The organism is Pseudomonas sp. GW821-FHT02C04, assembly GCF_059421845.1.
In genome coordinates this window covers 1,682,224-1,701,214 of record NZ_JBWKVT010000001.1, presented here as the reverse complement: position 1 = coordinate 1,701,214, position 18,991 = coordinate 1,682,224, and the positions used below count along the sequence as shown (strand labels likewise).

General features: G+C 58.6%; 20 protein-coding genes. 12 read left to right on the top strand and 8 right to left on the bottom strand.

The window, feature by feature from the left end:
• Window positions 1–23 precede the first annotated feature (23 nt).
• Both AC07VV_RS07740 and AC07VV_RS07735 read right to left on the bottom strand, forming a co-directional pair.
• The gene (locus AC07VV_RS07740) at window positions 24–1,418 is read right to left on the bottom strand and encodes a sensor histidine kinase (protein WP_495035867.1); all 1,395 of its coding nucleotides are present in this window, start codon (window positions 1,416–1,418) and stop codon (window positions 24–26) included.
• Window positions 1,396–2,079 (bottom strand): response regulator transcription factor, encoded by a 684-nt coding sequence (locus AC07VV_RS07735; RefSeq protein ID WP_096822590.1) that lies wholly within the window; start codon window positions 2,077–2,079, stop codon window positions 1,396–1,398. The genes AC07VV_RS07740 and AC07VV_RS07735 overlap by 23 nt, the downstream gene beginning before the upstream one ends.
• Window positions 2,080–2,377: 298 nt before the next feature.
• Here AC07VV_RS07735 and AC07VV_RS07730 point away from each other — a divergent pair, with 298 nt between their 5' ends.
• From AC07VV_RS07730 to hcnC, 5 genes are all read left to right on the top strand, one after another.
• Window positions 2,378–3,316 (top strand): hypothetical protein, encoded by a 939-nt coding sequence (locus tag AC07VV_RS07730; protein ID WP_192558358.1) that lies wholly within the window; start codon window positions 2,378–2,380, stop codon window positions 3,314–3,316.
• A 223-nt stretch (window positions 3,317–3,539) separates the two neighbouring features.
• Window positions 3,540–4,079: a hypothetical protein gene (locus tag AC07VV_RS07725; RefSeq protein ID WP_102622013.1), complete on the top strand. Its 540-nt coding sequence runs from the start codon at window positions 3,540–3,542 to the stop codon at window positions 4,077–4,079.
• A gap of 245 nt (window positions 4,080–4,324) precedes the next feature.
• Complete coding sequence (gene hcnA / locus AC07VV_RS07720; RefSeq protein ID WP_096822653.1) at window positions 4,325–4,639, top strand: cyanide-forming glycine dehydrogenase subunit HcnA; 315 nt, start codon at window positions 4,325–4,327, stop codon at window positions 4,637–4,639.
• Window positions 4,636–6,045: a cyanide-forming glycine dehydrogenase subunit HcnB gene (gene hcnB / locus AC07VV_RS07715; protein WP_495035866.1), complete on the top strand. Its 1,410-nt coding sequence runs from the start codon at window positions 4,636–4,638 to the stop codon at window positions 6,043–6,045. The genes hcnA and hcnB overlap by 4 nt, the downstream gene beginning before the upstream one ends.
• Window positions 6,038–7,297, top strand: a complete 1,260-nt coding sequence (gene hcnC / locus AC07VV_RS07710; protein WP_495035865.1) for a cyanide-forming glycine dehydrogenase subunit HcnC — start codon at window positions 6,038–6,040, stop codon at window positions 7,295–7,297. The genes hcnB and hcnC overlap by 8 nt, the downstream gene beginning before the upstream one ends.
• Before the next feature lie 139 nt (window positions 7,298–7,436).
• On the opposite strand, the gene AC07VV_RS07705 is transcribed toward hcnC, so the two are convergent.
• A complete protein-coding gene (locus AC07VV_RS07705) occupies window positions 7,437–9,245 on the bottom strand; it encodes a monovalent cation:proton antiporter-2 (CPA2) family protein (protein WP_495035864.1) in 1,809 nt (602 codons plus the stop codon).
• 164 nt (window positions 9,246–9,409) lie between these two features.
• On the opposite strand from AC07VV_RS07705, the gene AC07VV_RS07700 reads away from it, so the two are divergent.
• Window positions 9,410–10,324, top strand: coding sequence for a LysR family transcriptional regulator (locus AC07VV_RS07700; protein WP_495035863.1), 915 nt, complete (start codon window positions 9,410–9,412; stop codon window positions 10,322–10,324).
• On the opposite strand, the gene AC07VV_RS07695 is transcribed toward AC07VV_RS07700, so the two are convergent.
• Window positions 10,314–11,081 carry a substrate-binding domain-containing protein gene (locus AC07VV_RS07695; protein ID WP_495035862.1) on the bottom strand — a complete coding sequence of 256 codons (768 nt, stop codon included), beginning with the start codon at window positions 11,079–11,081 and terminating at the stop codon, window positions 10,314–10,316. The two genes, AC07VV_RS07700 and AC07VV_RS07695, sit on opposite strands and share 11 nt — an antisense overlap.
• 13 nt (window positions 11,082–11,094) lie before the next feature.
• Complete coding sequence (locus AC07VV_RS07690; RefSeq protein WP_495035861.1) at window positions 11,095–12,387, bottom strand: MFS transporter; 1,293 nt, start codon at window positions 12,385–12,387, stop codon at window positions 11,095–11,097.
• Between the two features lie 249 nt (window positions 12,388–12,636).
• Between AC07VV_RS07690 and AC07VV_RS07685 the strand changes: the two genes are divergently transcribed.
• From AC07VV_RS07685 to AC07VV_RS07675, 3 genes are all read left to right on the top strand, one after another.
• Window positions 12,637–12,945: an RcnB family protein gene (locus AC07VV_RS07685; RefSeq protein ID WP_495035860.1), complete on the top strand. Its 309-nt coding sequence runs from the start codon at window positions 12,637–12,639 to the stop codon at window positions 12,943–12,945.
• Window positions 12,946–13,104: 159 nt separating this feature from the next.
• Window positions 13,105–14,823 (top strand): ATP-dependent nuclease, encoded by a 1,719-nt coding sequence (locus tag AC07VV_RS07680; protein ID WP_495035859.1) that lies wholly within the window; start codon window positions 13,105–13,107, stop codon window positions 14,821–14,823.
• A 67-nt stretch (window positions 14,824–14,890) separates the two neighbouring features.
• A complete protein-coding gene (locus AC07VV_RS07675) occupies window positions 14,891–15,355 on the top strand; it encodes a hypothetical protein (protein ID WP_495035858.1) in 465 nt (154 codons plus the stop codon).
• Between the two features lie 3 nt (window positions 15,356–15,358).
• Here AC07VV_RS07675 and AC07VV_RS07670 read toward each other — a convergent pair whose 3' ends face one another.
• Entirely contained in the window at window positions 15,359–16,435 is a 1,077-nt protein-coding gene (locus AC07VV_RS07670) for a diguanylate cyclase domain-containing protein (protein WP_495035857.1), read from the bottom strand.
• A gap of 160 nt (window positions 16,436–16,595) precedes the next feature.
• On the opposite strand from AC07VV_RS07670, the gene AC07VV_RS07665 reads away from it, so the two are divergent.
• On the top strand, window positions 16,596–16,934 hold the full coding sequence (locus AC07VV_RS07665; RefSeq protein WP_495035856.1) for an FKBP-type peptidyl-prolyl cis-trans isomerase: 339 nt from the start codon (window positions 16,596–16,598) through the stop codon (window positions 16,932–16,934).
• A gap of 87 nt (window positions 16,935–17,021) precedes the next feature.
• On the opposite strand, the gene AC07VV_RS07660 is transcribed toward AC07VV_RS07665, so the two are convergent.
• Both AC07VV_RS07660 and AC07VV_RS07655 read right to left on the bottom strand, forming a co-directional pair.
• Window positions 17,022–17,303 (bottom strand): hypothetical protein, encoded by a 282-nt coding sequence (locus AC07VV_RS07660; protein ID WP_495035855.1) that lies wholly within the window; start codon window positions 17,301–17,303, stop codon window positions 17,022–17,024.
• A gap of 10 nt (window positions 17,304–17,313) precedes the next feature.
• Window positions 17,314–17,685, bottom strand: coding sequence for a DUF6124 family protein (locus AC07VV_RS07655; protein ID WP_495035854.1), 372 nt, complete (start codon window positions 17,683–17,685; stop codon window positions 17,314–17,316).
• A gap of 585 nt (window positions 17,686–18,270) precedes the next feature.
• On the opposite strand from AC07VV_RS07655, the gene AC07VV_RS07650 reads away from it, so the two are divergent.
• Entirely contained in the window at window positions 18,271–18,594 is a 324-nt protein-coding gene (locus AC07VV_RS07650; RefSeq protein ID WP_065258430.1) for a type II toxin-antitoxin system RelE/ParE family toxin, read from the top strand.
• A 3-nt stretch (window positions 18,595–18,597) separates the two neighbouring features.
• The gene (locus AC07VV_RS07645; RefSeq protein ID WP_495035853.1) at window positions 18,598–18,909 is read left to right on the top strand and encodes a helix-turn-helix domain-containing protein; all 312 of its coding nucleotides are present in this window, start codon (window positions 18,598–18,600) and stop codon (window positions 18,907–18,909) included.
• Window positions 18,910–18,991 lie beyond the last annotated feature (82 nt).

The window sequence follows — 18,991 nt, the reverse complement described above, 5'->3', positions numbered from 1 at the left end:
TGGGAACTATCTCTGCCAAACGATCAGGTCTGTGAAATCAGCCTCTGCCGGCAATCGAGCACCAGTTTCGCCCCGCCCAGATCGCTGCGACCCACTTCAAGACTGAACCCGTGCAGGCTGACAATCGCCGCAACGATCGACAGCCCAAGCCCGAAACCGCTTTGCGGTTGCCCACCCTCTGCACGATAGAAGCGCTGGAACACTGCTTCGCGTTCCGACTCGGGTATACCGGGGCCGGAATCGTGCACCTCGATCCGTGTATGCCCTGCATCATTCACCCCACGCAAAATCACCGTGCCTCCCGGCGGGGTGAACTTGATCGAGTTGCTCAGCAGGTTGGCCAGTGCCTCGAACAACAGGGCCCTGTCGCCATTCAACATCGGCAGGGTTTCCGGCATGTTCAGCTCGAAACGCAGTTCGTCCTCCTCGGCCAGCGGCAGGTAAAACTCATGCAATTCCTGCAGCAACCGCACCGGATCGAGCTCGACGAAGCCCGAACGCCGCTGGCGATCCTCCAGTTCCGAAATCCTCAGCAAACCCCGAAAACGCGCCATCAGCGTATCGGCTTCCGCCAGCACCAGATCCAGTTGCGCGGCTTCCTGCGAGCCTTCGCCGGCCTGTTGTTGCATGCGATACAACTGCGCCCGCAAACGCGTCAGCGGAGTGCGCAAGTCGTGGGCGATGTTGTCGCACACGCCTTTGACTTCGTTCATCAGACGCTCGATGCGATCGAGCATGGCGTTGACGATGGCGGCGAGCATGTCCAGTTCGTCGCGGCGATTGGACACGGGCAATCGATGAGTCAGGTCTCCGGCGACAATCGACTGGGCACTGGCCTGAATCGCGCGAATTCGTCGCAACGGCCGACGCCGCAGCAAATGCCAGCCGATGACCCCCGGTACGATTGTCAGCGAAACGCCCCAGAGCAATGCACGCAGAATGATTCGGGTCACGGCGAACAGCGAACCGTTGTCACGCACCAGCACCAGCCAGCGACCGTCGCGGGTCGGGGTGGCGACCGCATCGCAACTGTCGGCGGGCAGGGTCGGATCGTCGGATTCGGAGCAGTCGCGCAATTCGTGGATCTTGCCGTCCAGCGGCAGGCCCGCAGGCATCTGCTGCAAAGCTCCGCCGAGGTAGGTGTGGTCAGCGGCGAACAGGCCGTAGGCATCGATGCCGCGGATATCGAACGTCATGCTGGCAGCGAGTGCATCTTCGAGTTGCTCGCCGCGAAAGTGCGAAAACAGATGCTGACGCTGCATCAGCGAATGCTTGGCCAGGTTGTCGAGGTAACCGGACACCTCGAAATACATGACCCCCATGAGGATCCCGCTCCAGGCCACGAACAACGAACTGTAAAGCGCCAGCAACCGGCTGCTGGAGGAACGCCAACCGTCAGACGGGTTCGGCAATGACATAACCCGAACCTCGCACCGTGCGGATCAACGGGACATTGCCCGGCGGGTCGATCTTCTTGCGCAGGCGACCGATGTGGACGTCGATCAGGTTGGTCCCCGGGTCGAAGTGATAGCCCCAGACTTCCTCGAAAATCATCATCCGCGACAGGATCTGGCCGCTGTTGCGCATCAGGAATTCCAGCAACTTGTATTCGGTGGGCAGCAGCGTCAGCACCTGCTCGGCGCGGCTGGCTTCATGGCTGATCAGGTCCAGCTCAAGGTCCGCCACGCGCAGAGTGGTCGGCTGAGTGCCGCCGTTGTGCTGCCGGCGCAGCAACACTTCGACCCGGGCCGCCATTTCATCGGTGGCGAACGGCTTGGTCAGGTAATCGTCACCGCCGGCGCGCAGGCCACGCACGCGCTCATCGACGTCGGACAACGCGCTGATCATCAGGATCGGCGTGGACACACCCATGGTGCGCAAAGTGGTGACGATGGCCAGTCCATCGAGTTCGGGCAACATGCGGTCGAGGGTGATCAGGTCGTAGTTGCCGCTGACGGCGCGGTCCAGGCCTTCGCGGCCGTTGTCGACCCAATCCACGTCGAGGCCGTGGCTGCTGAGTTCGGCGACGATTTCCCGGGCGGTCACGGCGTCGTCTTCGATGGTCAAGATGCGAGTCATGGTGGGCCTGCTGATCGGTTCAAACGGAATGGCAGCATTTTGCCAAGATTTTGCAATAACGCTTTAAATTAACTTTCATGTTGTAGTTGATACAAACTCAAATGACCGGGCTTTTGTGCCAATGCATAAAACCCGCTGATATCGGACCGTTGTTGCAAATTGCATGGTCCTGGGAAGTTCAGTCTTTTTAAGAGATTGAATTTCAACGATTTATTTAATGTTGGCGACTGGCACGGTCACTGCAATTCATCTGCTGACGAGTTGTAACACCATTTTTCATGCCGGGAGCAGAACAACAATGAATAGATCCTCTGATGGGTTTTATCCTGCCTTCGAAGGCGAGTCGAGCAACGTCTCAGGGGTGTCCTGGGGCGCGATCTTCGCCGGGGCCGCAGCCGCTGCGGCACTGTCGTTGATTCTGGTACTGCTCGGTTTCGGTCTGGGCTTCTCCGCTGTTTCACCGTGGGCCGGGGAGGGCGTCAGCGCCAAGGGCCTGGGCATTTCGACAATCGTCTGGCTGGCGGCGACGCAAATCATCGCTTCCGGCCTGGGCGGCTACATCGCCGGTCGCCTGCGGGTGAAGTGGGCGAACATGCACGGTGACGAGGTGTACTTCCGCGACACCGCCCATGGCTTCCTCGCCTGGTGCGTGGCCACGCTGGTCACCGCTACGTTGGTGGTCGGCTCGGTCAGCAGCATCGTCAGCGGCGGTGTGCAGGCCGGTGCAAGTGTCGCCGGTGGCGCGGCCAGCGCCATGACTCAGGCGGCCGGGACTGCAGCGGCGAACACCGACAGTAATCAGTATGGTTACTTCGTCGACAGTCTGTTCCGCGATGACCGTCCTGCTGCGGTCAGCGATGACGCCGCTCGCGGCACCGTGACTCGGATCTTCGCCCAGAGCCTGGCCAACGGTCAGCTCAGCCCCGAGGATCGCACCTACCTTGCGCAACTGGTCGCGCAACGTACCAACCTGACCCAGGCCGACGCCGAACGTCGCGTCGATGAAATCTACGCTCGTACGCAAAAAGCCATTGCCGACGCCAAGGTCAAGGCTCAGCAAGCCGCTGACACCGCCGCCAAAGTCGCTGCCTGGACCTCGCTGTGGATGTTCATCGCGCTGCTGGCCGGTGCGTTCTTCGCCAGTCTGTCGGCCACCTTCGGCGGTCGCCGCCGGGATGCGGTCGAGTACGTTGAAGTCGAAACCTACACCACGACCACACTGCCTCCGGTCCGTTAATCAAGGAGAATCACCATGCGCTCACTACTGCTGTTTTTCCTCGGCGTGCCAATCCCGATCATCATTCTGATCGCTCTGTTCGTGCACTGATCCCTCTGGGGCTTGTGCCTCGGCCGCTTCCACCTTCGGGTGGAAGCGGCTTTTTGCTTTCTAAAGGGCCAGCAGCCAGAATCGACGCCGCAAGCGGATCGGCCGCTTGCATTTCTGTTTAAGGATGAAGACGTTGGACAAGAAGGAAATCAAACGGCAGCTGGATGAGATGCTGGACGCCGGGCGCTCGAAGACCGAAACCTTCAAGGCGTTTTCGGGCGGGGCGGTCAAGGATCGGGTGCTGGCTTACTGGATTGGTTCACGCATTGACCCGGCGCTGCGCCGCCAGTATGCACGCAAGGTCACGATCCTGATCGTGCTGACCTGCATTCAGGCATTGCTCGGCGCGCTCGCCGGATTTGTCCTGGGCTGGGACTCCGGCATCGGCCTGGCCCTGACACTCATGCTGATCGGTGGCGGTATCCCGCTGCTGTTTGCCTGGGGTTTCTACAAATACTCCGCTCAGACCTACACCGTCTTCGTGATCCTTACGCTCAGCCAGGTTTCACGCCTGTTCAAGGACTACGCCGAAGACCCGATCTCCACCCTGATCGGCGTCGGCCTCACATTGGCCATGGTCTATTTTGTCGTGTGGCTGAAAACCAAGCTGTTCCCTGACCTCGGTTTCATCGGTTCGAAAAAGATCAAAGGGCAGTTCGTGTTTTCCAACTGATCGGCGGCAGAACCGTACAGTCATTTCCATGGCCTGGATCAATATTCTTCTGCGCGATATCCCCTACCGTGAATTTTCCAGGCCCTTGCCGCTGGATCGACTACATTGCTTGCGCGCACGTTGCTGCGCGAGCGGAACCAACCTGCCGGCCCGATAGAGAGAGATAACCCCCACGTGTCGGCAAGGTGTAGTGCAGCAAGGAGCTGTTTCAACCTCACCTGAACTTTTCACGGATGATCATCGCAATGCACTGCCTAGAAAGAACCTTCGATATCCAGCCCTTGGCGCAGGCGGATATGACTGTCCACATCAACGGCCAACCGGTCACCGCCGCCATCGGCGAAACCGTGCTCAGCGTCATTCAGTCTCTCGGCGTGCGCCAGGTCGCGCGCAACGATCACAACCAGATCAGCGGTGCCTATTGCGGGATGGGCGTGTGCCAGTGCTGCCTGGTGAAAATCAACGGCCGGCACAAACGCCGTGCCTGCCAGACCGTGGTGCGTGACGGCATGCACATCGAAACCCAAGCCAACCGCATTCACGGTCAGGAGGCACTATGAGCCAGCATCCGGTCATCGTCGGCGGTGGGCCGGCGGGCATGGCGGCGGCCATCGAACTGGCGCGCCATGGTGTGCGCAGCACATTGCTTGAAGAGGCATCACGCCTTGGTGGTGTGGTTTATCGCGGGCCGCTGCGTGACGGCGTGCAGCTGGATTATCTGGGGCCGCGCTATTCCGAAGCACTGGCCAAACTGCACGGCGATTTCCAGGAGCAGGCCGGGCTGATCGACGTGCGCCTGAATCACCGTGTGGTCGGCGCCGAAGGCACCCGCTCGCTGGTGGTGCTCGATGGCGACGAGCGACTGCACGAAATCAGCTACCCGCAACTGCTGTTGGCTGCTGGTTGTCACGAGCGCAGCGTACCGTTTCCCGGCTGGACGCTGCCCGGCGTGATCATGCTCGGCGGCCTGCAATTGCAGATCAAAAGCGGCGTGGTCAAACCCCAGGGGCCGGTGGTGATCGCCGGCACCGGCCCGCTGTTGCCGTTGGTGGCGACCCAGTTGCACGCGTCAGGTGTGAGTGTTGCCGGTGTCTACGAGGCCTGCGCGTTCGGCAAGATTGCCAAGGAGAGCCTGGCGCTGCTGAACAAGCCGCAACTGTTCCTCGACGGTTTGAGCATGCTCGCCTACCTGAAACTGCACGGCATCCCGATGAACTACGGCTGGGGCGTGGTCGAGGCGCATGGCGAAGGCGAGCTGAAAAGCATCAGTGTGGCGCCGTACTCGGCGACGTGGGAGCCGGACATGAGCCGCGTCGAACGCTTCGAAGCGAAGACGCTCGCGGTCGGCTACGGCTTCATTCCGCGCACGCAACTGAGTCAGCAGATGGGCCTGGACCACGGCTTCAGCGACGACGGCTACCTGCGCGCCAACGCCAATATCTGGCAGCAAAGCAGCGAGCCGCATGTGCATCTGGCCGGTGACATGGGCGGGATTCGCGGCGGTGAAGCGGCGATGCTGGCCGGCAAGATCGCCGCCACCTCGATCCTGCTGCAACGCGGAGTGCTGGAAGAGGAACTGGCGCGGGTCCGCCGCGACCGTTACCTGAGCAAACTCAAAGCCATCGTGCGTTTCCGCGCGGCGGTGGATCGCTACACCGAACGCGGTGTCGGGCAGATCGCATTGCCGGCCGCCGACACGGTGATCTGTCGTTGCGAACACGCGACCCGCGCCGACATCGACCGGGCGCTGGAACAGGGCGTGCAAGACATCGCCAGCCTGAAAATGCGTACCCGCGTGAGCATGGGCGACTGTCAGGGGCGGATGTGCGTCGGCTATTGCAGCGACCGTTTGCGCCAGGCCACCGGGCGCAAGGATGTCGGCTGGTTGCGGCCGCGTTTCCCGGTCGATCCGATTCCTTTTTCCGCGTTCCAGTCCCTCGGCACGGAGGCCGTTTCCCATGAGTAAGTTCTATGACGTGGTCATCGCCGGCGGCGGTGTGATCGGCGCGTCCATCGCCTATCAGTTGTCCAAGCGCAAAAACCTCAAGGTCGCGATGATCGACGCCAAGCGTCCGGGCAATGCGACTCGTGCCTCGGCCGGCGGTTTGTGGGCGATTGGCGAGTCGGTGGGGCTGGGTTGCGGGGTGATTTTTTTCCGCATGATGTCGGCCAACCGCAAGCGCGAAACCCAGGGCGCGGCGGTGGCGGTGGACTCCAGCACGCCGCACATCCTGCCGCCCTCGTTCTTCGACTTCGCCTTGCAGTCCAACGCGCTGTACCCGGCGCTGCACCGTGAGCTGAAAGACAACCACGGGATGGACTTCAAGTTCGAGAAGACCGGGCTCAAGTTCGTCATTTATGACGATGAAGACCGGTTGTACGCCGAGCACATCGTCGGCTGCATTCCGCACCTGGCCGATCAGGTGCGCTGGCTCGATCAGGCGGCGTTGCGCGAGTCCGAGCCGAGCGTCAGCCATGAAGCACGCGGCGCGCTGGAGTTTCTCTGCGACCACCAGGTCAGCCCGTTCCGCTTGGCCGACGCCTACGCCGAAGGCGCCCGGCAGAATGGCGTGGACATGTACGTCAACACCAACATCACCGGCGTTCTGCATCACGGCACGCGGGTGACTGGCGTGCAGACAGCCGAGGCCGGGGTGTTTCACTGCAAGACCCTGATCAACGCGGCGGGCGCGTGGGCGGCAGACTTGAGCGAGTGGGCCACAGGCGTACGCATTCCGGTGAAGCCGGTGAAAGGCCAGATTCTGCTCACCGAACGCCTGCCGAAAATCCTCAACGGTTGCCTGACCACCAGCGATTGCTACATGGCGCAGAAGGACAACGGTGAGATCCTGATCGGCAGCACCACCGAGGACAAAGGCTTCGACGTCACCACCACCTGGCCGGAAATCGCCGGGCTGGTGCAGGGCGCCGTGCGTTGTCTGCCGGAACTGGCGGACATCAACCTCAAGCGCACCTGGGCCGGGTTGCGGCCGGGCTCGCCGGATGAGTTGCCGATTCTCGGGCCGATGGCCGGGGTGGACGGTTACCTCAACGCCTGCGGGCACTTCCGCACTGGCGTGCTGACGTCGGCGATCACCGGGGTGTTGCTGGACAAACTGGTCAACGATGAACCGCTGCCGCTGGACATCACGCCGTTTCTGGCGGATCGGTTTGAAGGGGTGCCGGCCAAAGAAGAGAGGGAGCTGGAGATAGCCTGAACCTGCTGGCTCCCACGAGATCGTTCCCACGCTCCGCGTGGGAATGCCTCAAGGGACGCTCCGCGTTCCAGCTCCAGGAGGGACGCGGAGCGTCCCGGGCTGCATTCCCACGCAGAGCGTGGGAACGATCAGGGTCAGGTCAGGACTTGCCCGATTGTTCTTCCAGTTGATCCGACTCGAACAGTCGGGCCAGTTCCGCCCGCGCTTCCTGTGCGGTCTGCAGCACTTTGGCCGCGTCGTCGTACACTGCGTGCTGAGCCTCGAGCACCTGTTCGTCATGGTGCTTGAAGCGCTTGATCCGTGCATCGGCCTGGGCCTGGGTCAAACCGAGGCCCACTAACGTACGACGGCTCATTTCAAGACTGGAGTAATAGGTCTCCCGAATCGGATCGGCGCCGACATCCACCAGGCGATGAACGTGCTGCCGGTTACGTGCCCGGGCGATGATTTTCATGTGCGGGTAGAGCTTGCGCACGACTTCGGCGGTCTTGATGTTGGTCTCCGGATCGTCCGTGGCAATCACGAAATATTCCGCTTCACCGACCTTGGCCGCGCTGAGGATTTCCGGGCGCATCGGGTCGCCGTAGAACACCGGCACGCCGCCGAAACTGCGCGACAACTCAATGGTTTCCACCGAGGTATCCAGCGCGACGAACTTGATGTTTTGTGCCCGCAGGATCCGCGCCACGATCTGGCCCATCCGGCCCATGCCGGCGATGACCACCCGTGGGGTGTCGGTGTCGATCTGGCGGAATTTCTCCGGCACCTCCACCGGCTGCACCTTCGGGCTGACCAGCCGTGCGCAGATCAACAGCAGCAACGGCGTGACGGCCATCGAAAGGGTGATGGTCAGCACCAGCAGGTCGTACAGGCGCGGTTCGAACAAACCTTGATCGCGACCGATCTTGAACACCACGAACGCAAATTCACCGCCGGCCGCCAAAACGATACCGAGGCGAATCGCACTGACTTTGCTCAACCCGCCCGCCAGACGCCCGACCACAAACAACAGCGGCAACTTCAAACCAATCAACAACAGCGTCAGCCCCAGCACCGTGATCGGCGCGCTAAGCAGCAGGCTGAGGTTGGCGCCCATGCCGACGCTGATGAAGAACAGCCCCAGCAGCAGCCCCTTGAACGGTTCGATCTGCGCTTCCAGCTCATGGCGGTATTCCGAATCCGCCAGCAGCAACCCGGCGAGAAACGCCCCCAGCGCCATCGATACGCCGACCATGTCCATCATCCACGCGGTGCCGATTACCACCAGCAACGCGGTAGCGGTAGAAACCTCCGGCAGGCCGGTTTTCGCTACCACGCGAAACACCGGACGCAACAGATAACGCCCACCGATCACCACCACGGCGATGCTGCCCAAGACCTGCAAACTGTGGCGCACGTCGTCGGCGGTGCTGGTGTGGTGATCGACGCCCGCGAGCATCGGCACCAGAGCGATCAGCGGGATTGCAGCGATGTCCTGGAACAGCAGAATCGCAAACGCCAGCCGACCATGAGGGCTGGTCAGTTCCTTGCGTTCCGCCAGGCTTTGCAGGCCGAACGCGGTGGACGATAGCGCCAGACCGAGGCCGAGCACTATCGCGCTGTTCAGCGGCTGGCCGAACACAGACAACGCCAGTACGCCAATCACCGAACCGGTCAAAAGCACCTGCGCCAGACCGACGCCGAACACCGATTTGCGCATCACCCACAAGCGTCGCGGCGAAAGCTCCAGACCGATGATGAACAGCAGCAACACCACGCCCAGTTCCGAAATATGGCTGACACTTTGCGGATTGCCGATCAGGCCCAGCACCGACGGGCCGATGATGACCCCGGCAAACAGATAACCGAGCACTGCGCCCAGTTGCAGGCGCTTGGCCAGGGGAACGGTGAGCACCGCCGCGAACAGAAACACGACAGCGGCTTGCAACAGATTGCCTTCATGGGGCATGAGCGGAACTCCAGTAACGCGGTACGGCGGGGGGCGACAAGGATAAAGGCTGAAACGATTACAGATCTACCGCAGACCCTGCTTGAGCACATGTGCTCCTGTAACAATTTGCATCAATTGGTTACATTCATAGCCTCAGCGAATCAATTCCTCTCGAGTCTCCCATGGCCATCAACTTCGACCTCAACGACCTGCAAGCCTTTCGCGCAGTGGTCGAGCAGGGCAGTTTCCGCAAGGCCGCGGACACCGTGCGCATCTCGCAACCGGCCCTGAGCCGACGCATCGAAAAGCTTGAAGACGCCCTCGGCGTAAAGCTGTTCGAGCGCACCACACGCAAAGTCAGCCTGACCCAGGCCGGGCGCGGCTTCATGCCGAGTGTCGAGCGCTTGCTGGATGATCTGGACGTGGCGTTGCTCGGCATCAGCGAGGTCGCCTCGAACCGGCAGGGCCACGTCACCGTGGCCTGCGTGCCGTCTGCGGCGTACTACTTCATGCCGCGTGTGGTCGCCCGCTATCACCAGCAGTTCCCGCGCATCAAAGTCAAAGTCCTCGACTCCAGCGCCCATGACGTGCTGACGGCGGTGGTCAACGGCGAGGCGGATTTCGGCCTGAGCTTCATGGGCACTCAGGAGGCGGGCGTGGATTTCGAGCCGCTGGTGCAGGAAAGCTACGTGGTGGCCTGCCGTCGCGATCACCCGTTGGCCGAACGCAGCAGCGTCAGTTGGGACGAGTTTTACCAGCAGGATTACATCTCGCTGGACAAGACCTCCGGCAATCGTTTTTTGCTCGATCAGGCGCTGGCGAAAGTGGTACCGCAACGGCCGAGCATCTGCGAAACCCTGCACGTGACGACGATGATCGGTCTGGTGGAAGCGGGATTGGGGGTGGCGGCGGTGCCGTTGATGGCGATGCCGGCAGCGGATCATCCGATCCTGACGCGGGTGCCGCTGACCGATCCGCAAGTGATGCGCAGCGTGGGCATCATCAAGCGTCGGGGTCGGACATTGACCCCGGCGGCATTGGAACTGGAGCGGCTGGTGGTGGAAATGAAAGTCCAGCCGCCGAAGGTCAACGCTTGACCGAATCCAGCCCGGTGGCTTGCACGTCGGCCTGGGCGGCAGGTGCCGCGAGGTAGGCGAGCAACGCCTTGGCTTCCTGCGGATGCTGCGCACCGACCGGAATCCCCGCTGCAAAACGCGTCACCGATTGCACCGACTCCGGAATCTTCCCGACATACGTCACACCCGGTACCGGCAACAACTCGCTGACCTGTTGGAAGCCCAGTTGATAGTCACCGGTCGCGACCACCGAACCCACCGGGATTTTCGGGATCATCTTCGCCTTCGGTTTCAGCTGATCTTCGATGCCCAGTTTCTTGAACAACTGCTGCTCGATGTACACGCCGCTGGCGCTGTCGGAATAGGCCACCGACTGGGCGTCGAGCAGGGTTTTCTTCAAGGCGTCGACATCATTGATGTCCGGTTTCGGCGCGCCTTCGCGCACTACCAGGCCGATCCGCGAATCCGCCAGTTCAACCCGAGAAGCCGGGTCGACCTTGCCTTGTTTGATCAAGTCGTCGAGGGCGTAGCCGACCATGATCACCACATCGGCCTGTTCACCCCGGGCGAGGCGATTGGGGATCGCTTCCGGGGCCTTGCCCATCGACGGGCCGAGGATGGTGTCGAGGGTGTTGCCGGTGTTCGCGGCGAATTTCGGCCCGAGGATTTTGTAGGCTGCGGTGAAACCGCCGGAGGTCATCACCCGCAGCTCCTCGGCCTGTGCGAATGCGCTGAAAGCAAGGAGGGCGAGGGCGGTCAGATTGAAGAGCTTTTTCATGTTGGCTGGCTCCTCAGGCGACGGCCGGTTGCAGACGACCGCCCGCACGGCGATACAGATACAGCGTCGCGCACAACGCACACAGCGCGCCGACGCTCATCCAGTAACCCGGCGCAGCCTTGTCGCCGGTGTACTGGATCAGGAAGGTCGACATCGCCGGTGTGAACCCGCCGAACACCGCTGTCGCCAGGCTATAGGCGAGCGAGAAACCAGCCACGCGAACCTCCACCGGCATGATCTCGGTCAGCGCCGGAATCATCGCGCCGTTGTACATGCCGTAGATGAACGACAGCCACAACAGCGACATCAGCATGTGGCTGAAACTCGGCGCCTGCACCAGATACGACAGCGCCGGATACGTGGTGGCCAGGGCCAGCAGCGACATGGCGATCAACAGCGGACGACGACCAATCCGGTCGGACAACGCGCCACCAATTGGCAGCCAGAAGAAGTTCGAAACGCCCACCAGCAGAGTCACCAGCAACGCATCCGACGTGCTCAGGTGCAGCACGGTTTTGCCGAATGTCGGCGCGTACACGGTGATCAGGTAGAACGCGGTGGTGGTCAGGGCAACCATCAACATTCCGCCAACCACCACGACCCAGTTCTGGCCGAGGGTGCGGAACACTTCTTTCATGCTCGGGCGATGTTTGCGGGCGGCGAACTCTTCGGTTTCCGCCAGGTTGCGGCGCAACAGGAAGATGAACGGCACGATCATGCACCCGACGAAAAACGGAATCCGCCAGCCCCAATCGGCAATCACGTCCGGTGCCATCCACTGGTTCAAGGCAAAGCCCAGCGCAGCGGCAACGATGATCGCAACCTGTTGGCTGGCCGACTGCCAGGCCGTGAAGAAACCTTTGCGGCCCGGCGTGGCGATCTCCGACAGATACACCGAAACGCCGCCCAGTTCCGCACCGGCCGAGAAGCCCTGCAGCAACCGCCCGACCAGCACCAGCGCGGGGGCAAACAGACCAATGGTTTCGTATCCGGGCACCAACACAATCAGGATCGTACCGCTGGCCATGATCGACAGAGTGACGATCAAACCTTTGCGACGCCCGACGTCATCGATGTACGCACCGAGCACGATCGCCCCCAGCGGACGCATCAAAAAGCCTGCGCCGAACACCGCGAACGTCATCATCAGGGAAGCGAACTCGCTGCTCGCCGGAAAGAACACCGCCGCGATCTGCGTGGCGTAGAAGCCGAACAGAAAGAAGTCGAACTGTTCGAGGAAGTTGCCCGAGGTGACCCGGAAAATGGCGCCGGCCCGCGAGCCGCCGTGTGGGATTGAGGCTGTCATCGAAAAATACTCCACCGCTTTTATGACGTGCGCGACGGGGGAGGCGGCGCACGGTTTTTATTGGGGCGGATAGTGGCGCAGGGGGATCGATCTGTTAATTGCATAGTTGGCATGGATTGATGCGTGTACCGGATCAATGCGTCTGAGGGGCGACTACACTTTCGAATCCGTCATCATCAAGAAACAAGGAATGATTCCAGAACCCCACAGTCGGAGTTCAGGTATCACTTATCTGAAGGAGGTTCACCGATGAACAACAAGACCCTGATCGCCAGCCTGGCCCTCGTCGCCGGCATCACCGGGATCTGCCCGCTCGTTCAAGCGGCGCCAACCTCGACCGACACCGTCGAACGTTCGCCCATCGACGGCCGCGAACTGAAGGTCAACGACCGCGCTCCGGACGTCTACCAGCGCAGCGAAAAAGCCATCAACAACTGGAAACAGAAAGGCCTCAAGCAGCCCGAGCCACAGGCGCAATGGGTCCAGATGAATGACAAGTACGTGATGGTGATGATTACTAATGGGACGATTGTGGCGATTCAGCCCGTAGAGCGTTAGTCGTCTTTAGAGTTGCGCGGGAGTGTATTTAAGCCACGACACCGCGCATCTGCCTTCCCGTTACCGATAAGTGTTGTCGAAAGAAATGGCTTTGGGAGTTGGTAATGCTATGAGGGATGATGGCAAAATGTTTTTTTGTCGAGAGTTAGATGAGCTTGTATGACTATAAATTTTGGGTTTTCTGTAAAAAACCATAAGTGCTTCAAAGAACGTGGCGCAAGCTTTCACACCATCAAGCCCATCAATTTGCTAGTCGGCAGAAATAATGTAGGTAAGTCAACATTTCTTGAGATATTGGACGCGCTGTGTAATGAAGAGGGTTTGGAAAATACTGAGTTTCCGGAGGTTGAGCTATTTGAAACGCTGAATGAACGGGCATTCTGGAACTTGGATTTTAATGAGTTTCAGCATGCGCATTTAAAGGAGGCAGTTGTTTGTTATGTCGAAAATGCTGATTGGCCTCATTATGTGGGGGTTGATCGTGAAATAACTGAGTCTCAAGAAAGTATTCTTAAGCAGCGCTATTCTACCAATCTGTTTAGGTACGAGTTTGAAGGGGATTATTATCCCGTACCGCAAGTGTTGTGTAAGAAACACGTTAGGTTGCGGGCAGATCGCGATATTGTTCCGGAAGTTGATGATGATGATTTAGGGTTTACTGCGAATGGCGTGGGCGCTACGAAAATTATTCATGCGCTGTCTCATCATTCTGAAAGTGATTGGGGATTGATTACAAATAAATTACTTGTGTCCTTGAATGAGATTTTCAGTCCTGATACAAAATTTGTCGAAATGACAACGAAGTATCATAAAATAAATAACAAATGGGAGGTTTACTTAGCAGAGGAGAAGGCGAGGCTTTACCCGCTTTCTCAATCCGGTAGTGGATTAAAGACAGTTATTCTAGTTCTGCTAAATCTTTTGGTGCGTCCTGTTCTTGAAGGCGTTCCAGTTCAGGAGTACATATTCTCCTTTGAGGAGTTGGAGAATAATCTACACCCAAGCTTGCAGCGGAAATTATTTCGATACCTTGAGGGGTTTGCGGTAAAGTTTGGTTGTCATATGTTTATAACTACGCATTCTAATATTGCAATTGATGCCTACAGCCGCTCGCCGCATGCACAGATTAATCACATTCAAAAAGATGGTGATGAGGTGTTTGGCACAGTGATATCGAATGGTTTGCATGGTTACGGTATCCTTTCAGATTTAGGGAATAAGGCAAGTGATCTTTTGCAAGCCAATGGTATCGTATGGGTGGAGGGGCCTTCTGATAGGATTTATATTAAAAAATTTATAGAAATCTGGAGCGCTGGCACGCTTTGCGAAGGTCTTCATTATCAGTTTGCTTTTTTTGGTGGTAGTTTATTGGCTCATCTCGATATGTCGCTGCCTAAATCGAGTGATGGCGAAGTGTTGAGTGTTCTTAGGATTAACCGGAATGCGATTTTAGTGTGTGATGGAGATTATCGTAATGAGGATGGGTCGCTTAAAAGGCGTGTGGTACGTGCAAAAGAAGATCTAGAGGGTTCGGGTGGTTACTGCTGGGTTACTAAATGCAGGGAAATTGAAAATTATATTCCAAAAGAGGCTTTTTCGGCGGTTAATCAATTGAGCGATATAGGGGAAATCGGGCCCTATGAAAATATACTCGATTTTCTACAAAGGCATCGGGCTACTCGTGCATTAGCATTTGCTGATAAAGTGGAAAAGGCTAAGTTATATGTTGAGTCGTTTACGCGGCGAAATCTTGATTTTAGACCTGAGATAAATGAGCAGATGACTGAAATATGTCGCCGTATTCGGTATTGGAATTTCATTGATGACTCAGGTGGCGATTTTTCACAAGATGATATTTTTGAAGCAGTAAAAATGTAACGGCGGTTTCTGTCTGAGTGGTACTAAGTTTTTGCGATGAAACTAGTCGATTCAATGGAGATTTTTATTGGACAAGAAACCCCTTTACCGCAAAGAAAACACCACGGCGCACAACGTCTGGCGCAACAACCCGGGCGGGCATTACCGGCATCAGCGAAACACCAAGGCTGAAATCCGCAGCGAGGCTATACGCGGCTCGATGCATGGCATCAAGCATCATGGCTACGATTACACGCCGTTGTTTCGCTTTCTGCTGTCGCGTGTCGGTGGTGATTGGGACGAGATTTTCAGTGAGGCTGTGTCGCGGCTGGATCGACAGGAACCGGTGTTCTGGATGGTCGCTGTGCTTGAAAGTGACCGGGAAGAAATTGTGCGACTCGGTGAGTCGAGTTTCTTCAATGGTCTGTATGTCGATGAACAGAAGCGCCTGCAAATCGTCAATCCCGCCCTGAAAGCCGAAGACATGACGCCCAACTGCCAGTGCTGCACGCATACCTTCAATGGCGTTGTATTCGGTACACCTGAACGCTGAGATTCAATCGACCCGACTGTGAGTCAGCGTCTGCCCGCCGCCCAACCGATACTGATTATTCCCGCTGCGCTTGGCCTCATACATCGCCAGATCCGCAATGTGCAGCAGCCGGTCCATGGTCGGCGCATGGTCGGGGAACACGGCGACGCCGAGGCTGGTACCGATGTGGCGCTGGTCGTTGCCGATGGTGATCGGTGGGGACAGTTCGATGAAGATTTTCTGGCAGATGCTGCGCGCTTCGTCCTGCAGATTCAGGCCGGGGGCGAGGCCTTGCAGGATGACCACGAATTCGTCGCCGCCGATACGCGCGACGGTGTCACTGACCCGCAGGATGCGTTTCAGGCGCGTGGCGGTGGTGATCAAAACGCGGTCGCCGGCGGCATGGCCGTAGCGGTCGTTGATGGCTTTGAAACCGTTGAGGTCGACGAACACCAGCGCCACCCGAGTCGTGGTGGCGCGCGCATGTTCCAACGCTTCCGACAGGCGCTCTTCCAACACCAGCCGATTGGGCAGACCGGTCAGCGGATCGAAGTGAGCCAGGTGCTGGAGGTAGCTGGCCGAAGCTTTTTCTTCGGTGATATCGCGCACCACGCCCATCATCTTGATCATCGCATCGTGGTCGTTCTTCACCACGTTGCCGGTTTCTCTTAGCCAGCGAATCGTGCCGTCGGGCCAGACCACGCGGTATTCCTCGTCGTGATTCTCACCGGTTTCCAGACAGCGCAATTCCCCGGCGCGCACCTTGGCGCGGTCGTCCGGGTGGACGCAGGAGCAGAACAAGGCGTAGGAGGGCGTCACTTCGCCGATCTTGAAGCCGAACATGCCGAAGATTGCGTCGGACCAATAGAGCCGGTCAGTGTCGACTTCCCAATCCCAGGTGCCGATCCGGGCGAAATACTGACTGCGCTTGAAGCGTTCGGCATCGCCATCCTGGTGAATGTTCTGACCTTCGGCAGCGCGAGTGAGCAGTTCACGGTATTCGCCGAGCTGCCGACGCAGGGCACGCTCGCGACGAATCAGCACGGCGATCACGACCATCAACACAACGACAAGGGCGAAGCTGATCCAGAGTTGAGTCATTCAAGCGGTGCTGTCATGGCGTATCGATCCGGGAGTGATGGCGTGTCGCTATCTTAATTCACGGCCAACGCCGGAAACAGCGGCAACCTTGGGTCAAACGGTTGCCAATGGCCGGCATTTCTGGGAAAACGGCGGCCAGCGGAACAATAGAGTGAATGTTATGAATGATGAACTGCAGATAATCGATCTTCAGCCGGGCGACGGAAAAGTCGCCGTCAAAGGCGCATTGATCACCACCCAATACACCGGTTGGCTGGAAGACGGCACCGAGTTCGATTCTTCCTGGAGCCGGGGCAAACCGTTCCAGTGCGTGATCGGCACGGGCCGGGTGATCAAGGGCTGGGACCAAGGGATCATGGGCATGCAGGTCGGCGGTAAACGCAAGCTGCTAGTGCCGGCGCATCTGGGTTACGGCGAGCGGACGATGGGCAAGATCCCGCCGAATTCGAATCTGGTGTTCGAGATTGAGTTGCTCGAGGTTTTGACGCGGGAGGATTGATTGCTCCGCGTTACATCTGAAGTCATAAAACCCGCTGCTTCCCTTCACGGAGCCAGCGGGTTTTTTCTTGCCCTTTTACCTGAGGCGTTACGCAGCCATCGCCATCTCATCCAGCGATGCGGCAACCGTGCTGGTCAGGCTCGGAAATCTGCGTTTTACACTGTGGAGTGCCGGCATTACGCGGTTCCGGTCCAGTTTGCCGTGATCGCGGGCGAGTTGGACGAGGGCTTCGAGGGCGGCGGTGACGATGGATTTTCTTTCGCTTTCGAGCAGGAGCAGGCAGGCCTTTTCGGCCCATTGGCTGTCTTTTTCGTTGAGGCCGATGGAGATCAGGGCGGCGACGACGTGTGCATCGGATTTGCTTTCCATGGGGTGTTCCTCAGGTCGTGGCATCGAGAGTGTCCAGCGCCCGGTTCACGGCGAGTTCGCCACACATCACCACTTGGGCGATGCCCAGGACGGTACTGCGGTAGGGCGGGTCCAGCAACGCGGCGAAGTCGCTGAGCATCACGCTGGCCGAGGCCATCGATTCGCAGGCGTGGGCCAGCAGGGAATGCTGATCCATGTCGGGGGCGACGAGGAACATGCGGCCGGGGCAGTGTTGTTTCGGGGCGGTTGGCTTCAGGTAATGGTCGAGGGCGCGCTCGGCGGCTTCGTGGAGTTTTTTTGAATCGGTGGAGGAGTAGGGCGAAGTCGGGTCGGACTCGTTGGGTACGTCAGTTTCGGGTGGGTCGGGTACGTATTTGAACATTTCTGGAAAGTCTCAAAGTGATGCCGACACCACCTCGCGACTAAACGAATAGGTGGCAGCTGTACGCAGGTTAGTCGACCGGTGACTTCCCAAAACCGGCGCACCCGAGGGTGCCCTGCACACAGCCGCCATAGAGTGCAGGTGAAGGTCACCTGACTGTCTGGAGCACATGCAACGTTTTGAGAAATCATCGAGCGACTAAACCCGATCACTGACCATTCAGTGATGCGAACCAAGTTACCGACGCCCTCAAAACCGCACAAGCCGGCGGATTCTGGCGTAGTTGTAGGCAAAGGCGCAAGGCGATGTAGCCTCCCGGATGGGGGCAAAATGATGCGTCATTTTTCAGTCCGCCTTCGCGAGCAAGCTCGCTCCCACAGGGGGTCTGTGTCGGCTTATCAGGGGTGCTGGCTCGCGAAATTCTGCTTTGTGATACCAAATGTCAGATAAGCCAATTCAAACTTGATTTATATCGGTTTCGATATAGTCTGCTGGTATGTGATCGCTGCCATTCCTTGCAACACACCGCCGCCACACGATTCTGTCCGGGCTATTACGCTTTTCCTTCCAACACAGGAGAAGCCAATGCCAAGACACAAGGACGTGGTATTTGTCGGGAGTGCGCTCAAGGATCTGAGAGCTTTTCCCCTCGATGCTCGCAGAGCTGCAGGATTCCAATTGGATCTGTTGCAACAGGGCGACGAACCCTTTGACTGGCGCCCCATGAAAACAGTCGGGCGGGGCGTCAATGAAATCAGAATCACCGAGGATTCAGGGGCGTTTCGAGTGTTTTATGTGGTCAACCGGCCTGACGCGATTTATGTGCTGCACGCCCTGCAAAAGACCACGCGCAAAACCGAGACGCGAGACATAGAACTGGCACGGGCCAGATACCAGGAAATAGGTTGAACCATGACGGATCATCAAAACTCTTCCCAGCGTTTCGCAAGCGTCTGGGATGCACTGGAAGACACGCCGCAGGAAGCGGCCAACATGCGCCTGCGGGCCAAACTGATGCGCACGCTTTGTGAAACGATTCGTGCCTGGGAGCTTCCCCAAAAGGACGCGGCCAAGCGACTTGGCATCACTCAGCCGCGCCTCAACGACGTACTCAACGGCAAAATCGACAAGTTTTCTCTGGACGCGTTGGTCAATCTGTCGGCTGCTGCAAAACTGGAAGTAGACCTCTGTTTCACGTTGACCCCGCCACTGCAATGGGCCTGACAGGCGAGAGCTCCCAACGGCCCTGCATCTGAAAAGCCTTCTAGAGGCGGTGCCGTCTGACGCACCGCCTCAATCCTTTCAC

Coding starts and splice junctions, on each gene's coding strand:
- AC07VV_RS07740 (WP_495035867.1), bottom strand. CDS start 1,418: ATGTCATTGCCGAACCCGTCTGACGGTTGGCGTTCCTCCAGCAGCCGG.
- AC07VV_RS07735 (WP_096822590.1), bottom strand. CDS start 2,079: ATGACTCGCATCTTGACCATCGAAGACGACGCCGTGACCGCCCGGGAA.
- AC07VV_RS07730 (WP_192558358.1), top strand. CDS start 2,378: ATGAATAGATCCTCTGATGGGTTTTATCCTGCCTTCGAAGGCGAGTCG.
- hcnA (WP_096822653.1), top strand. CDS start 4,325: ATGCACTGCCTAGAAAGAACCTTCGATATCCAGCCCTTGGCGCAGGCG.
- hcnB (WP_495035866.1), top strand. CDS start 4,636: ATGAGCCAGCATCCGGTCATCGTCGGCGGTGGGCCGGCGGGCATGGCG.
- hcnC (WP_495035865.1), top strand. CDS start 6,038: ATGAGTAAGTTCTATGACGTGGTCATCGCCGGCGGCGGTGTGATCGGC.
- AC07VV_RS07705 (WP_495035864.1), bottom strand. CDS start 9,245: ATGCCCCATGAAGGCAATCTGTTGCAAGCCGCTGTCGTGTTTCTGTTC.
- AC07VV_RS07700 (WP_495035863.1), top strand. CDS start 9,410: ATGGCCATCAACTTCGACCTCAACGACCTGCAAGCCTTTCGCGCAGTG.
- AC07VV_RS07695 (WP_495035862.1), bottom strand. CDS start 11,081: ATGAAAAAGCTCTTCAATCTGACCGCCCTCGCCCTCCTTGCTTTCAGC.
- AC07VV_RS07690 (WP_495035861.1), bottom strand. CDS start 12,387: ATGACAGCCTCAATCCCACACGGCGGCTCGCGGGCCGGCGCCATTTTC.
- AC07VV_RS07685 (WP_495035860.1), top strand. CDS start 12,637: ATGAACAACAAGACCCTGATCGCCAGCCTGGCCCTCGTCGCCGGCATC.
- AC07VV_RS07680 (WP_495035859.1), top strand. CDS start 13,105: ATGACTATAAATTTTGGGTTTTCTGTAAAAAACCATAAGTGCTTCAAA.
- AC07VV_RS07670 (WP_495035857.1), bottom strand. CDS start 16,435: ATGACTCAACTCTGGATCAGCTTCGCCCTTGTCGTTGTGTTGATGGTC.
- AC07VV_RS07665 (WP_495035856.1), top strand. CDS start 16,596: ATGAATGATGAACTGCAGATAATCGATCTTCAGCCGGGCGACGGAAAA.
- AC07VV_RS07660 (WP_495035855.1), bottom strand. CDS start 17,303: ATGGAAAGCAAATCCGATGCACACGTCGTCGCCGCCCTGATCTCCATC.
- AC07VV_RS07655 (WP_495035854.1), bottom strand. CDS start 17,685: ATGTTCAAATACGTACCCGACCCACCCGAAACTGACGTACCCAACGAG.
- AC07VV_RS07650 (WP_065258430.1), top strand. CDS start 18,271: ATGCCAAGACACAAGGACGTGGTATTTGTCGGGAGTGCGCTCAAGGAT.
- AC07VV_RS07645 (WP_495035853.1), top strand. CDS start 18,598: ATGACGGATCATCAAAACTCTTCCCAGCGTTTCGCAAGCGTCTGGGAT.